The 13,721-nt window shown below is 67.5% G+C and carries 15 protein-coding genes and 1 pseudogene; 5 read left to right on the plus strand and 11 right to left on the minus strand.

Annotated elements, in window-relative coordinates; genetic code table 11:
* The first annotated feature begins 5 nt into the window (after positions 1-5).
* Genes OHT21_RS44460 through OHT21_RS44470 form a run of 3 tightly spaced genes read left to right on the plus strand, consistent with a single transcriptional unit; the run spans position 6 to position 1,416 of the window.
* Positions 6-260 (plus strand): hypothetical protein, encoded by a 255-nt coding sequence (locus OHT21_RS44460; RefSeq protein ID WP_306504403.1) that lies wholly within the window; start codon positions 6-8, stop codon positions 258-260.
* Positions 257-781 (plus strand): RNA polymerase sigma factor, encoded by a 525-nt coding sequence (locus tag OHT21_RS44465; protein WP_279543638.1) that lies wholly within the window; start codon positions 257-259, stop codon positions 779-781. Before OHT21_RS44460 ends, OHT21_RS44465 begins: the two co-directional genes overlap by 4 nt.
* Positions 778-1,416, plus strand: a complete 639-nt coding sequence (locus OHT21_RS44470) for a hypothetical protein (protein WP_328773917.1) — start codon at positions 778-780, stop codon at positions 1,414-1,416. Before OHT21_RS44465 ends, OHT21_RS44470 begins: the two co-directional genes overlap by 4 nt.
* A 572-nt stretch (positions 1,417-1,988) precedes the next feature.
* Here OHT21_RS44470 and OHT21_RS44475 read toward each other — a convergent pair.
* The gene (locus OHT21_RS44475) at positions 1,989-2,222 is read right to left on the minus strand and encodes a hypothetical protein (protein WP_328765995.1); all 234 of its coding nucleotides are present in this window, start codon (positions 2,220-2,222) and stop codon (positions 1,989-1,991) included.
* 47 nt (positions 2,223-2,269) lie between these two features.
* Positions 2,270-2,554, minus strand: a complete 285-nt coding sequence (locus OHT21_RS44480) for a hypothetical protein (protein ID WP_266082906.1) — start codon at positions 2,552-2,554, stop codon at positions 2,270-2,272.
* A gap of 51 nt (positions 2,555-2,605) precedes the next feature.
* Between OHT21_RS44480 and OHT21_RS44485 the strand changes: the two genes are divergently transcribed.
* Complete coding sequence (locus tag OHT21_RS44485) at positions 2,606-3,631, plus strand: nucleotide kinase domain-containing protein (RefSeq protein ID WP_328765994.1); 1,026 nt, start codon at positions 2,606-2,608, stop codon at positions 3,629-3,631.
* A gap of 8 nt (positions 3,632-3,639) precedes the next feature.
* Here the strand turns inward: OHT21_RS44485 and OHT21_RS44490 are convergent, their stop codons facing one another.
* The 4 genes from OHT21_RS44490 to OHT21_RS44505 are packed head-to-tail and all read right to left on the minus strand — an operon-like array spanning position 3,640 to position 6,044.
* Entirely contained in the window at positions 3,640-4,428 is a 789-nt protein-coding gene (locus tag OHT21_RS44490; protein WP_328765992.1) for a thymidylate synthase, read from the minus strand.
* 52 nt (positions 4,429-4,480) lie between these two features.
* Positions 4,481-5,359: an ImmA/IrrE family metallo-endopeptidase gene (locus OHT21_RS44495; protein ID WP_328765991.1), complete on the minus strand. Its 879-nt coding sequence runs from the start codon at positions 5,357-5,359 to the stop codon at positions 4,481-4,483.
* Positions 5,356-5,763, minus strand: a complete 408-nt coding sequence (locus OHT21_RS44500; RefSeq protein ID WP_328765990.1) for a helix-turn-helix domain-containing protein — start codon at positions 5,761-5,763, stop codon at positions 5,356-5,358. Before OHT21_RS44500 ends, OHT21_RS44495 begins: the two co-directional genes overlap by 4 nt.
* A complete protein-coding gene (locus tag OHT21_RS44505; protein WP_244173642.1) occupies positions 5,760-6,044 on the minus strand; it encodes an acyl carrier protein in 285 nt (94 codons plus the stop codon). Before OHT21_RS44505 ends, OHT21_RS44500 begins: the two co-directional genes overlap by 4 nt.
* A 98-nt stretch (positions 6,045-6,142) precedes the next feature.
* Here OHT21_RS44505 and OHT21_RS44510 point away from each other — a divergent pair, with 98 nt between their 5' ends.
* Positions 6,143-7,021, plus strand: coding sequence for a nucleoside triphosphate pyrophosphohydrolase family protein (locus tag OHT21_RS44510; protein WP_328765989.1), 879 nt, complete (start codon positions 6,143-6,145; stop codon positions 7,019-7,021).
* A 12-nt stretch (positions 7,022-7,033) separates the two neighbouring features.
* On the opposite strand, the pseudogene lexA reads toward OHT21_RS44510, so the two are convergent.
* From lexA to OHT21_RS44535, 5 genes and pseudogenes are all read right to left on the minus strand, one after another.
* Positions 7,034-7,432, minus strand: a pseudogene (gene lexA, locus OHT21_RS44515) (transcriptional repressor LexA); the annotation flags it as partial.
* Between the two features lie 55 nt (positions 7,433-7,487).
* Positions 7,488-7,871 carry a hypothetical protein gene (locus tag OHT21_RS44520; protein ID WP_328765988.1) on the minus strand — a complete coding sequence of 128 codons (384 nt, stop codon included), beginning with the start codon at positions 7,869-7,871 and terminating at the stop codon, positions 7,488-7,490.
* A 142-nt stretch (positions 7,872-8,013) separates the two neighbouring features.
* Complete coding sequence (gene tpg / locus OHT21_RS44525; protein ID WP_328765987.1) at positions 8,014-8,571, minus strand: telomere-protecting terminal protein Tpg; 558 nt, start codon at positions 8,569-8,571, stop codon at positions 8,014-8,016.
* Positions 8,572-8,576: 5 nt separating this feature from the next.
* On the minus strand, positions 8,577-10,676 hold the full coding sequence (gene tap / locus OHT21_RS44530; RefSeq protein ID WP_328765986.1) for a telomere-associated protein Tap: 2,100 nt from the start codon (positions 10,674-10,676) through the stop codon (positions 8,577-8,579).
* Positions 10,677-10,750: 74 nt separating this feature from the next.
* On the minus strand, positions 10,751-13,159 hold the full coding sequence (locus OHT21_RS44535; RefSeq protein ID WP_328765985.1) for a DEAD/DEAH box helicase: 2,409 nt from the start codon (positions 13,157-13,159) through the stop codon (positions 10,751-10,753).
* Positions 13,160-13,721: the final 562 nt, after the last annotated feature.

Below are 13,721 nucleotides of genomic sequence, written 5' to 3' on the forward strand. Positions count from 1 at the left end.
GCGGGGTGTCACTTCCCGTGCTGGTCCTGCTGTTCTTCGCGATGCGCCGCGCCAAGGGTGTCGTGGAGATGCTTGTGAAGGCGCACATCGAGACCCGGGCGGAGCGCGAGCAGCGCGCCACCATGGTTGCGATGGCGCAGTCCCTGCCCGACGGCGGCGCCGCGGCCCGCTTCGAGCAGGGACGGCCGGCGTGGCTGTTCCGCAAGGACGCAGCCGAGCCGGCAGGCCACCGGGCGATCGCCACGCGGGAGGCTGCGTGAGCGAGGCCGTCCCGGGAGCGGACTTCGAGTCCTTCGTCCTCGAGACCATCGAGGCGTTCTCCCGACTGGCCCAGGTCCAGGCAGGCGACTTGCACAGCGCCCAGGACGCTGTGCAGGACGTCTACCTGAACATGTACCGGCGGTGGGATTTCCTCACCGCCGGGCAGGGTTCCCTGACCGCCTACGGCCGCACCGCGGTGAAGCGGGCGGTCATCGACCAGTTCCGCCGAAACAAGCGGATGGTCATGGTTCCCGTCCATGAACTGCCCGAAAAGGAATCAGGCATCGGAGTCCCCGAAGCCGCCTACGAAATGATTAAGGAAGGCATCGACGAACTCATCGAAAGCCTCCCTGAACGGCAGCGCGAGGTCATCACCCTGTGCATTCTGCAGGACCTCAGCCCTGACGTGGTTGCACAGCGCCTCCAGATTAAGGAGGAGTCGGTGAAGCGCTACATCAAAGCCGCCGCCAACAACCTGAAGAAGTCCATCAACGATCACAGCGAGGAGGTAACCGTATGACGCACCTGTCCGCTTGGACGCACCACCCCGAGGAGCGGGGAGCCATCCGGCTCCTCGCCCTGTGGCTGCTGCTCGAAGGCTCTGAGCAGGCAGTTTCTAAGGGTTCTCGGATCGGCGAGAACCCTGTTCAGGCGGAGGGGGGCCAGCCTTCGGGCTGGCCCCCGGCCCCCGCCCCCTGCCCGGAAACCCCCGGAAGCGGAAATCATCGACTCGGTGTGCGCCGTGAACTGCACTCTCTCCTGAAAAAGGAAATCGATGACTCCGCAACACCACAGGAAACACGTCGCGTAGCAGAGATCCTAGAGTTCCTGGACAGGGATGATGAAGCGCGAAGCTGGTGGAAAAAAGCAGCTCTCAAGGGTGATCAGGATGCATTGGACTATCTCCATGTCCTCGATGCCGAGAACGAAGAAAAGCTATCGGCATGCTGCGGGCGAGAGAGAGAACAAGCTGATGAAGCATTCCGTTCATTCGTGAGTGCATTCGCATGCTCACCTCTTCTCATTGCGGACAGGCTTGATTCCGCCTTGGGAGAAGCTGGCGTCCGAATGCCTGAGGGATCACAGAACCTGGTCCGCGAGATCGAGGACTTCCTGACCCACTTGGACCACACGACCGGCGGACCGCGGTGCTGACACGACAGCGCGTCACGCGTCCACACACAGGAGCGCATTTGTAGATCAGCTTCCATGAGGCCTTCACGCTAAGGCCAGACGACTCGTTGAGGTGGCGGCCCTCCCCGCGAACGCGGGGGTGGGCCGCCACTGCGTTGAGCCCAGCCGTCCGCAAAGAGTTTTGCGCGCCTGCCCCTTGGTTGATCGCAGGCCAATGCTTGGTGCCGGGGGGCCCGGAGGACATGGGGCGAGGACGCGCTTTCGTGGAGCGGCATCGACGTCGGGTTGCCCTTCGACTGTGGCTCCTGCGTCGCGATGAACTCGACGACTCCACCTTGCAAGAGCTTCGGGCGGCCCTCGGTCTCGCTATCTCCCTTCGCAGATCCTGGCGGATACCTGAAGACGCCGTACTTGAGTACCTGAGTGCGACACCCGCACAGACGCACAACAACCCGCACCGAGCATGAGCACACTGACCTCCGCCCCACAGACGCGAGTGACTCGCGTGAGGGGCGGCTAGCCAACAGTTTCTGCCGGGCTCTGTGAGTCGACTTACGGAGCCCGCCAGGGGGTGGTGCAGATGGTGGGGGTCGCTAGTCGGCTTTGAGGTCGCCGGTGGGGGTGATCTCGATGGTGCGTTTGAGCTTGTTGCCGTGTGTCCAGTCCAGGGCGCGGTCGTACTGGAGGCGTCCGACGACAATGCCGCGGGCGATATCGGCTTGACGGGCGAAGGGCTCGATTTTGGTGAACGGTGTGGGCCGCTGGGCGAGGCGCCGGTAGGCGGCGGCGTGTTCCGGTGGGCTGGGTTCCGAGGGTCGACTGAACAAGGCTAGAGGTCACCGCCCAACTTCAGCTGCGGAAAGCCCCCGCTGAGTCACTGTGTGCGCGTGGGGCCGGGGGTGCGGATGGTGGGGAGGTCGGGGCGTTCGTTGTCCGCGGCCAGGGCATCGGTGGGCAGCCGCCGGTAGGCGTGGAGGAGATCGGCTACGGCGTCGGGGCTCGCTTCGGCGGTGGCGACGAGTGCGGCCAGGATCTGGGAGCGGGAAGCCTGTTCGCCGGCGGCGACTGCGGCCCGCACGAGTATGTCCAGGCGCTGGTCGACGTCGTTGGGCCAGGTGACGAGTGTGTTGCGGCGGGGCTGCTGCCACAGCAGGTCCACGGTTCCCCCTTGTCCGTGCCAACTAGCCTGTATCAAATATATATTGAGTGCATGGTGACGCTGCTGCAAGGACGCCGGAGGCCGGAGGGCTCGGGGGCTGCTGCTGCGGCCGGGATCCGCATTGCGGGGCGGATACTGCACCCGACTCCCGTTTTCGACACGTACTGGCGTTTTGCTGCGGCACGTCAGGCGGTGTACGAGGCGCGGCTGTCCGGTGGGCGGGGGCCGTGGACGAGTGATCCGATCCTGTCGCGGTACCGGTTCACCAACTGCTACCGGGCCGCGGACCGGGTCAGCCAGGTCCTGATCGGTGACGTCATCTACGACGGCGAGCCGGAGTGGGAGGAGGTCTTCTTCCGCACCCTGCTGTTCAAGGTCTTCAACAAGGAGTCCACGTGGCGGCTGCTGACCGGTGAGCTGGGCGAGGTGCGGTGGGACGGGTACGACCACCGGGTCTTTGACCGGGTGCTGTCGCGGGCATTCGCGGCGGGGGAGCGGCTGTACTCGGCCGCCTACATCGTGCCGCCGCCGCAGCTGGGGGAGCAGCGCAAGCACCGCAATCATCTGCGGCTGCTGGAGATGATGATGACGTCCGGCGCCCCGGAGAAGGTCCTGGCGGCGTCAACGCTGCGGGATGCCTACGAAGTCCTGCTGGGCTATCCGGCCATCGGTCCGTTCCTGGCGTACCAGTTCGTGATCGACCTCAACTACGCGGCACAGATGCCGTTTTCGGAGATGGACTTCGTCGTGGCCGGGCCCGGCGCGAGGGACGGGATCCGCAAGTGCTTCGGTGTGGCCGCCGACGGCATCGAGGCCGATGTCATCCGGTACATGGCCGACACCCAGGACGAGCACTTCGCCCGCCTGGGCCTGGACTTTGCAGGGTTGCGTGGGCGTCCGCTGCAGTTGATCGACTGCCAGAACTTGTTCTGCGAGGTCGACAAGTACGCGCGCGTCGCCCACCCGGAGATCTCAGGGATCAGCGGCCGCAGCCGTATCAAGCAGACCTACCGCTCCTCGACGGCACCGGTGCCGGCCTGGTTCCCGCCCAAGTGGGGGATCAACGCGCCTTGCTGAGGTGGGTGTTATGCGGCCAGGGGCGGGGTGTCGCTCAGCAGCGGGCGTATGGCGGTGATCGGCCCGTCCAGGTGGGCGTGCCCGGCCACGACGGTCAGGGTTCCGACGGTCAGGTCGGCCTGGTCGGCGATGTAGGCGAGCAGCCTGCCCAGGCCTAGGTAGTTGCCGTAGGCCCGTTCGAACATGTAGTGGCTGCGGTACAGCGCGGCGGCGTGCACTCGGCCGTCACGGTCCAGCTGGAAGGAGACGTGGCTCAGGCAGGGGAAGCCGCGGTAGAGGTTGTCGCGGTCGGCGGCGTGCACGAGCAGCTCGGCCGGTACGTCGCCGTCGTCGGGGTGGGCGAGGTCCGTTTCATAGGCGGCGGTCATCGGCCCTTTGCCCGAGGCCTGCTTGCGCAGCCGGCTGATGATGTTGCCGACCTGGTCGATGTCGGTTTTTTTCGCGCCGGGGTAGGCGACTAGGCGGCCGAAGTAGGTGCCGTGCGCGTTGCCCGGGAACTTCTTCAGCCGCGGGTACATGGCGCGGTAGCGGGACACGAGGTCGGCGTGATCGGCGGCTCGGGCCGCGAGGCCGGCCGGGAAGAGGGTGCCGGCGACGGTGTCGATCGGCTCGTGCCGTTTGGCGGTGCGCAGCCGGTCCAGTTCCGTGCGGAAGCCGGTGTCGTCAGTGGTGGGGTCGGTGATGCGTACGACGGTGTGCAGGCCGGTGCGCGACGGGTTGTCCTTGCGGTCCAGGGCATTGCAGGCGGCGATCCAGGCGCGGGTGACGTCACGGCCGGTGACATCGAAGCTGATCATGAATCCTCCTGGCACGGTCGACGGGGTAAAAAGGAGTCCGGTGCGGCAGTGGTCAGTCCGGCCAGACGTCGTGCACACCGGCGCGGGGCGCGTCCCGCACCACCGTCAGCCGGACCGGCTCGTCCCAGTCGGCCGCCGACACCTCCAGCACGACCGGATCGCCCAGCTCGTCGGTCACCACGGCCGCCTGCTTTACATCCGTGCAGAGGGCCAGGCCCTTTGGCAGCGAGACGAACGCAGCTCCGGCGCTGCGGACGGTCAGCACGTCACCGACGTCGACGTGTATTTGCTGCCGATGGGATGACGTGGTGACGACATGGACCTGGGCTTCCGCAGACAGGGCCGCCCCGCCCGCCAGGGAACTGCGCAGTGCGGCCAGGGAGATCTTCGCCCACTGGCGAGCACGGTCGGCATCCAGCAGACGAAGGTTCTGCAGATGCCGCACGGTGCCCGCGTAGGAGGTGCCCAGCTCCCTTGCCAGCCGGTACACATGCTCCGGGCTGGTCGGCTGTCCCCGGCAGATTCGGTCGAGACCGGCCAGCACCGCCGGGCGCGGCATGAGGAACCATGCGGCGAACGCCTCCGCGGTCTTCTCCTCGTCCGGCCAGCTGCCGTTGCCCCACCGCAGCGCCGGGCTGAGGTCGTCGTCGGCCGCCGTACGGTGCCGCAACTGGTGGTGCCCGAGCTCGTGGGCCGCGGTGTGCCGCTGCGTGACGATGTTCAGATTGGCGTTGAGCAGCACGGCCGGCCCGTTGTCGGCGGGGGAGAGGTAGACGCCGAACAGGCGTGGCATCGGCTGCGCCATGCCGACTACTTCGGCTCTCTTCAATGCCTGGTGGACGGGTACGTAACGGGTGCGGTCGATGCCCAGATCACGGTGGGCCTGGGCAGCCGCGATCCCGGCGATGCGGTGCGCCACCGCCCAGTTCACTGCTGGCTGTCCTGTTCTGCGGAGTCTTCCTGCTCCTTCTCGGCCGCCCGCCGCAGCGAGAGGTACTCGGCGAACTCCATCACCGTCTTCTGGTCGCCGTCGGTCAACTGGGCCAGTGCGCGCGGCAGTCCAGCCAGGGCGTACTCGCCGGCGTCCGCATCCTCTTCCTCGGCAAGGAAGTAGGCGACCGGCTGCCGGTACAGGCGGGCGAGCTTCTTCAGCTCCAGGCTGTCCACACGCCGCTCGCCGCGCTCGATGTCGCTGATCGCCGAACGGGGGATGCCGGTGTTGTCGGAGACGAACTGTTGCGACATGTTGAGGTAGTCGCGGGTCTTCTTCAGCCGTTCGCCGAGCCGGGTGAGTTCGGGATCGCGGGCTCGGGCGTCGGAGGGTGGAGGGGTCACGATTGCTGCCTTTCGATGATGGCTTCCCGTACCGCGCGGGCGAACGCCTGCACGGACCGGGTGGCCTCGGCCGACTGGCGGTCGGCAGGAATGGCGATGGAGTAGCGCTCCTCAATGCGCGTGAGGATCTCCACGATCAGGAGCGAGTCGACCGGCAACTCCGCTCCGCCGTCCTCGAGTTCGGCCCTCACCTCGGGTGCGGGCTTCTCCTGCAGTTCGGCCAGGAACTCGATGACGACCGAGACGATGTCGTCGATGCCCGGTGTGACGGTGCTCAGCATTCCTCCCAATCGTCTGCATTTCCAACGTCGGTGTCCTACGATACGACAACGTCGAGTAATCCGACAGACATGTCCCAAGATCAGACAAGGAGTGAGGCGTGGACTTCCAGCGCTACCAGCAGGCCGCCGTCAAAACCCTCCAACCCCCCACCGAGGACACCGACCCCGTCCTCATCCCCCTACTCGGCCTCGCCGGCGAAGTCGGCTCCCTCACCACCGCCTACAAGAAACACCTGCGCGACGGGCCCGCCCATGAGCAGGGCAAGCATCAGTTACGCGAAGAACTCGGCGACGTTCTGTGGTACATAGCCGCCCTCGCCCACCGCTTCGACCTCGACCTCGACGACATCGCCACCGCCAGCCTGGAAAAGACCAAAGACCGCTGGCGCACCACCCCCGACACCGAACACACACGCTTCGACGACCACTTCCCCGACCACGAACGCCTCCCGCGCCAGACCACCCTCACCTTCACCCCCACCACCCGAGACGACGGCAGTACCGTCATCGTCCTCACCCGCGAAGACGGCACCCCCGCTGGCGATCCCCTCACCAGCGCCTCCCACATCGAAGACGACTACCGCTTCCACGACGCCTTCCACCTCGCCCACGCCGCCGTCCTCGGCTGGTCCCCCGTCACCCGCTTCCTCCTCGGCCGCAAACGAAAAAGCAGCCCCCACACCGACGAAGCCGAAGACGGCGGCCGCGCCATTGCCATCGAAGAAGGCATTTCCGCCCTCGTCTTCTCCTACGCCGCCCGCCACCGCTACTTCGACGACATCAAGCACATCGACAACGAACTACTCACCACCATCGGCCACATGACCGCCCACCTCGAAGTCAGCATCTGCCGCGCCGCCGACTGGGAGCACGCCATCCTCACCGGCTACACCGCATGGCGCCAGCTGCGCGAGCAGAACGGCGGCATCATCCACCTGGACCTCGACCAGCGCCTTCTCACCGTCGATCCGCTATAACCCAGGCCCGGCTCAGCCCGCCCGCACCACTGGCCCGCCGCGGCTGTTAGACGCGCCGTAGTACCGCCACCCCGTCGCGTCGTCGCCGGGGATCGGCTCGTACGCCGAGTTGTGCGGGAGGAGCCAGACATGGCCGTCCTCACGCTTGAAGCGCTTGACGGTGGCCTCGCCGTCGAGCGTGGCGGCGACGATGTCGCCGTTCTCCGCGACGGGCTGGCGGCGGACGGTGACCCAGTCTCCGTCGCAGATCGCGGCCTCGATCATCGAGTCACCGACGACCTTCAGCACAAACAGCTCACCGTCGCCGACGAGTTGGCGGGGGAGGGGGAACACGTCCTCGACCGATTCCTTGGCGAGGATCGGGCCACCGGCGGCGATCCGGCTGACGAGCGGGACGTATGACGCGGCCGGCGGGCTGCACGGAGGCGCCCTGGGCCTCTGTCGTGACGCTCATCCAGTCGGTCGGCTACGGAGCTTCCTTGCGGAAGAGAGACAGCAGGGTCCGGGCCGACAGGGCGCCCGGGTCGAAGAACTGCGTGGCCAGAGCGGGCGGCACCGCCGTTCCCTGCATGCGGACCTCGTGGCAGGTGAAGCAGAACGCCGCCTCGAACAACGCCAGATCGAGAGAGTCATCGTATGCCCGGACGCTCCAGCCCGGCGAGAAGCCGCAGCGGTGCTGTTCACTGCCGGGCAGGCTCTCGATCAAGGCCAGGGCGGCGTCGGCCTCGCTCCCGGCCCAGTGAGCAACCGCGGTGCCGGGGTACGGGACGTCCCGCCTGGTGGGGAGGGCGGAGATCCGTACGACCTCGATCAGCACGGTGGCGGTAACGGCTTCGGCGGGCAGCTGCATGAGCGCAGTCTGCCGGTCAGGTTCGGAGGCGGGTAAGGGCACAGACGCCTTCGGCAGGCGCAGGCCGGTCTCAGTTCGATCGACCCGATGCCATCCACTGCGGAAGCCGCACCGAGGCAGCCTCGGACGCGAAGATGAAAGATCAGTAGTCGAGGTCGAGGTAGTCGATGTCGTTGAGGGTGACGTCGGAGAGTCCCAGAGCGCGGCTGCCGCCGTCCTGGAAGTAGATCTCCTTGAGTCCTTCGGCGATGATCTGGCGCATCTGCTGGTCGCCGGCGCCGGTGTTGCGGGCGTCGAAGAGGCGCTGTGCGTACGCCGGGGGCAGGTGCACGGTCAGGCGGCGGAAGCGTCCGTCGTCGGTCGTGCCGACCGGTGCGGTGTACCCGAACCGGGCCCTCGTCTCTACGGTGATCCCGCCGGTGGTGGCGGCCTGTTTCTGTCGGCGTTTGCGGACCTGGGGCTGCCAGCGGGCCCGTACCGCGTCGTCGATCTTCGCGGCTACGTCGGGGCGGGCGTGCTTGCGGGCGCCGCGCCGGTAGCGGTTGACGGAGTCGGCGGTGACCCCGATCTCGCGTGCGACGGCCTTCGCGCTGCCCAACTGCCGGATCAGGTAGCCGATCTGCCCTTTGAGGGTCTTGGGCGGCTGGCGGGTGAAGCTCTCCCGGTTGGCCCGCTCGATGGCGTCCTCGATCTCTCCCACAGCGCCTACTCGCCTTCGTCCAGGACGGCGTCGCCGCCCTTGATGTGGCGGGCGGGGTTGTGGCCCTGTTCCATGAGGTCGACCGCCCACAGCATCGACTGGACGCCCTCGAGCTTCGCCAGGCCCGGCGTCGGCCCGAGGCGGAACCCGCCGGGCTGGGGCTTGCCGCTGGCGGCGTAGGGGAGGAAGTCGAGCGGGCTGTCGCCCGGGGAGGGGTAGACGACGCAGTCGGAGAGCACGGCGAGCGGATACAGGCCCGTCATGGTGGCCATGTTGCGCAGTTTGCGGTGCATGTTGATGCGGGCCTTGCTGATGACGGCGGCGCGGATGTCGGGGCGCCAGGTGGGGCGCTGGAGGGCCGGCCACCGCTCGCCCTCCTTGTACTTCTTGCCCTGGGGGCGCTCGCGGAGCTTGCCGATGCCGCCCTTGACGGTCGCCTTGATGGCCGCGAGGACGGCGGCCATCGCCGGGGCGGCGTCCTTGTGCCGTTCCATCGCCGCCAGGAACTTCGCGTCGCTCAGGTCTCGGGTGACGCCGAGGTCGGCGAGGGTGTCGACGTAGGCGGTCTTGAGCCGGTCGTGCCACGGGTCGAGGTAGGCGCCGGTCTCGCGGCGCAGGTACCCCTCGAGGGGCTGGACGTTGTAGCCGAGTTCCTGGGCGTAGGCGACGGTGTGCGTCTGGTACCAGGCCGGTCCCGTCGGCCGGGTGCCGTCCGGTGTGAACGGCGAGGGCAGGCGCGGGTCCACCTCGACGTGGGACAGATCCACCAGCCAGCTCCCGGGGATCTTCGGGTTGAAGGCCGGGGCGCGGAAGTGGTCTGGCTCCGACAGCCCGACGACCAGGCGGGCCGCGGCCGCGAGGAACGCCGTGTTCAGATCCAGGCCGACGGCGAAGGGCAGCACACACTCGTCATCGGTGAGCAGGTCCACCGGCCGCACCCACTGGTACGCCTCCTCGTTCAGGAACCCGCCGCTCCAGCCGCTGTTGACGACGACGGGGTGTTCGGCGGTGGCCTCCGGCGGGGCCGGGTCCATCGGCTCTGTGCCCAGCGAGCCGGGGTTGTGGCCGGGCACCCAGTTCCCCGTCTGCGGGTCCTGCACCGCGCGGGTGGGCGGGCGCAGCGCCGTCATCAGCTCCAGCCCGGACACGGCCGTCGAGCCGCGCGGGGTGATGACCCGCTGGGCATAGATGCCCAGGACGCGGGCGACGTCGGCCGGCTCCATCTCGCTCACGCCGGGCCAGGACCGCTCATCGAGCGCGTCCCACGACAGGACCGCCAGCTGCACGCACTGCCGCTCACGCCCCTGGACCTTGCGGTAGATCCTTGCCCACGGCCCGAACCCGCGCTGCGTGAGCCGCCACTTCGCCTTCACCACCTGCTTGACCACCGGGTGATCCTCGGGCAAGCGCAGGGAGCGGCGCTGCTCGTGGCCCTCCAGGCGCTCGGGCAGTCCGAGCTTCACGGCGGCCGCGGCGGTGAGCACGATCAGCGGGTCGCTGTCCTTGCCGTTGCGGTGCAGACGCGGCGCACCGAGCCCGGACTCGCGCAGCGTCCACTCCACCAGCTCCACCACGCTTGTCGCCGGGCAGTCGAGCACGATCCCGTCGACGCCGTACGCGGACCCGTCACCGTCCAGCACCGCGAGCGGACCATGCGGGAACCGCGGATCAGCTGCGGGCTGAGCCGCTTTCTTCGAGGCCGGACGGCGCGATGCCGCGGCCGACGGGGTGGCGGGACGGGCCGGCCCGGTGGCTGGAACGGTGGGAGCCTGCGGGGCGTCTGCCGTCTTCACCTCGGACGCGGCCGTTTCACTAGACGCCGCTGGCACCGGCGCGGCTGCCGAGACGGCACCGGGGGCCGGATACTTCGCCGCCCACCCGTTCAGCAGCCGCTGGTAGGCATCCAGCCGCGGTGACTTCGGCTCCGAGCGGCCGTTCTCCCAGTTCTTCACCGACTGGGTCGTCGTCTTCAACGCGGTGGCGAGGCGGGCCTGGGTGATGCCGGCAGCTTCACGCAGCCGGGCCCGCTCCGCCGGAGGCGGGAGGTGCGGCTCCTCGTTCAACAGAGCGTCGACAGACGCGAACAGCTCTTCCTCAGATGCCATTACCTGCACCTTCACGTCAGGACCAGATACTGCTTAACCAAAAACTTAGCCCACTCCTTAATCTAGCCCACCTCTTAACCCTCCCGTGCCCATTCCAATCCCAGCGCGGCGAGCGCGGCGAGTTTCTCAACGGTGAGCTTCGCGCGGCGTCCCTTCAGATTCATGATCCAGACTCCGAGCTTGACGGAATGCTCCTGGCCGTCGACCTCGACCGCCTCTACATGGGTTCTGGGGACGGTCACCGAGCCCGTACGAGCCTTGTACTGCGCCAGGGCCGCAACGCCGCGCTCGAAGGCGCTCATGGGCGTAGCGGGCGGCTTCGCGGGCGTCTCTGGCTTGGGGGCGATCGGCGTGATGCCGAGCTGCTCCAGGCGCTCGCGCTGCCCGTCCTGAAGGGCCTGCCAGACCTCCGGCTTGCGCTGCCGGGCCAGCCACTTCCCGATGTCCATGCCGTGGACCGTGAACCCGGGCAGCACCTCGGTCTCACCGGCCTGTCCGTCTTCGTCGGCCACCAGCTCGCGCAGCGCGGCGTAGTGCCGCTGCCACTCCGCCGGCCACACCGGGTTCCAGTCCTCGTCCACGGCCTCCAGCGCGGTCTTCCATTCGGGGTGTCCGTCCAGCGCACCGGGCCGTCGCAAATTCGCGAGCCACATCCCCAACGGCCTGTCCAGCATCGCTGCGGACCTGGGAGCGCAGAGTGTCCAGTGCTGGTCGTAGTAGGCCTTAGCGGCTTCCAGGTTCTCCTGGAAGCGTTCATCTGCCAGGGACCAGACCATGCCGAGTTGTTCGAGTCGCCGTGCGCGTTGGCCGCTCATCTGCCCGGCTGTATAGGCGCGTCGTTGCTCCGCGATCCATTGTCCAAGTGGTGTCGCGCCCTCGCGGTGTCCGTAGGGGACTCGGGCGTTCCCGACCCGTTCGACGTATGTCTTCAGCTTCGCCCAGGCGCGGGCCCAGTCCTGGCGTTCGGTGTCGATCACGTTGAAGCTGACCCAGTCCGCGACCATCACCGGGTCGCGTGGGGCGGCGAAACGGAGCAGCAGGCGGGATTCATCCTCGCCTTCCGCGGGCGCGACACCGATGTTCACGGACGGTTGGGCGACGTCCTTCTGAGGCTCCTGCGGAATCGCCAGCAACTCGACGGCCTCTTCATCATGAGCCCGCAGCCCTTCCAGGACTTTCACCAGGGGCCGGTAGGAGCCTGAGGTGAACATGTCCTCGGGCTGCTCTCCGGGCTGGAGAAACACCGGCACGATCAAAGAGGCGAGCTTGCCTTCTCCGGGCTTCTGGCGGAGTGCCCGGCCGATGGCCTGGACGATGTCGTGCGGCGCCCCCTTGGGGTCCAACAGGGCAACGGAGTCCACCGCGCGAATGTCGACGCCCTCGCCCAGGACCCGGCAGTTGGAGAGCACGGCCCGCTGCGCCGTGGACCCGAACGAGCCCAGGACTTCTTGCCGACGTTCGGGGACGTGCTCGCCACACAGCCAGTCCGCCCAGACCCGAGCCGGGTACATCTCCGGCTGGTCGGCGTGCAGCTTCGCGGCCACCCGCTCCAGGCCCTCCGCGTACGCCTGTGCCTCTATCGTCCGGTGGTGGAAGGTGATGCAGGTCTGGAGCCCGTGCTGCGCCATCGTGTGCAGGAGCGCGGCCTGGAGGGCTCCGAGGCGCTGCCCGCGGACCTCTTCCGTGTGCCGTTCCTCGCCCATCAGCCGCTCGGGCGTGACGACGGGGTCCTGGAGCTCCAGGACGATGATCTGATACCGCGCCAGTAGCCCGCGCGACACGGCCGACGCGAGCGAGAGCTTGTACAGGACGGGCCCGAAGACCTTCTCGTCATCCATGGACGCCGCCATCTTCCGCGGCAGCGGATCCCGCACCCCCTCAGCAACCTCCCGGTTGAGCCGCTCTTCCCAGATCCGCGGTGTGGCCGTCAGGTACAGCCGCCGATACGCCGGAATGACGGTCTGGTCGTGGATGTCCGCCCACGCCTTCCCCATCGAGCCACTTGTCCTGTGGGCCTCATCAACCACCGCGAGGTCTACTGGATCAAGCTTCTGACCGTAGACACCCTCGAACGCCTCCGCCAGGACGCCCAGGCTGGCGTACGTCGCGTAGATGGTCACCGGCCCCTGCCCGTGCCACAGCGCCAACTGGATCGGGTTCGTCGTGGAGCGCACCTTCAACGACCACAGCTCCGGATCGTCCTGAAGCGAACACACCGCAACCGCCGGCCCCTTGTGGCCGGCCTCGTGCCACGCCCTCACCGTCTGCGCCAGCAGATCCAACGTCGGCACCAGCACGAGCACACGCCCCCTGGGCACAAGCCGCCTCGCCGACGCCGCCGCCATAATCGTCTTCCCCGTCCCACACGCGGCGTGCACCTGCCCACGAAGACCATTCCAGGGAATACCACCCGGCGGAACATCAAGACCCCGCACAATGGCAGCAACGGCCTCGATCTGGTGATCACGCAGCTTCACGGCCATGCCCCGTGCTCTCCTTTTCGCGGAATGCAGCGCGTAATAGAAATGGAATCCAAGGCGCAAGGTGCGCGGCGGTAGGGTGTAGCATCTTATCCCAGACTCTACACAGCCAGGACTCGTGATGCATCACCCGCACACCAACTTCTGCGCCCGAGGATGACACCTGACTCAATCCCATCCACGAATGGCCGATTGCCCTGTATGCTGACAGGACGTTGGTGAACACGTTGGGACAGTCAGACGATGGGGGAGGGGTTCAGGGTGGAGCGCAGCGGAACCCGTCACTACAACGAGGCCGGCACCACCCCGTCAGTCCGTCAGTCCGACGGTCCGTCACATCCGTTACAGGGATAGTAGCTGGGAATCCCAAGCCCTACACAGACCCGCACGTGATGCACCCGCCCTTGCTGCCAGCCCCAGGAATCCCGCTTGCGGGAGTCCCTCAATTCGCGTTTACGCGAATTGACACGCATTCAGAATTCCGCTTGCGGAATTCGATTCCCGCGCTTGCGCGGGAATCTGGCGGAGCGTCAGCGGAGCCACTCTCTATGCAGCGCGCCAGCGC

It is taken from the genome of Streptomyces sp. NBC_00286 (assembly GCF_036173125.1).
Taxonomy (GTDB): Bacteria; Actinomycetota; Actinomycetes; order Streptomycetales; family Streptomycetaceae; genus Streptomyces.

What these genes read in the sequence shown, in the direction of transcription:
- OHT21_RS44470 (WP_328773917.1), top strand. Translation starts at nt 778, where the DNA reads ATGACGCACCTGTCCGCTTGGACGCACCACCCCGAGGAGCGGGGAGCC.
- OHT21_RS44485 (WP_328765994.1), top strand. Translation starts at nt 2,606, where the DNA reads ATGGTGACGCTGCTGCAAGGACGCCGGAGGCCGGAGGGCTCGGGGGCT.
- OHT21_RS44490 (WP_328765992.1), bottom strand. Translation starts at nt 4,428, where the DNA reads ATGATCAGCTTCGATGTCACCGGCCGTGACGTCACCCGCGCCTGGATC.
- OHT21_RS44505 (WP_244173642.1), bottom strand. Translation starts at nt 6,044, where the DNA reads ATGCTGAGCACCGTCACACCGGGCATCGACGACATCGTCTCGGTCGTC.
- OHT21_RS44520 (WP_328765988.1), bottom strand. Translation starts at nt 7,871, where the DNA reads ATGCAGCTGCCCGCCGAAGCCGTTACCGCCACCGTGCTGATCGAGGTC.
- tap (WP_328765986.1), bottom strand. Translation starts at nt 10,676, where the DNA reads ATGGCATCTGAGGAAGAGCTGTTCGCGTCTGTCGACGCTCTGTTGAAC.
- OHT21_RS44535 (WP_328765985.1), bottom strand. Translation starts at nt 13,159, where the DNA reads ATGGCCGTGAAGCTGCGTGATCACCAGATCGAGGCCGTTGCTGCCATT.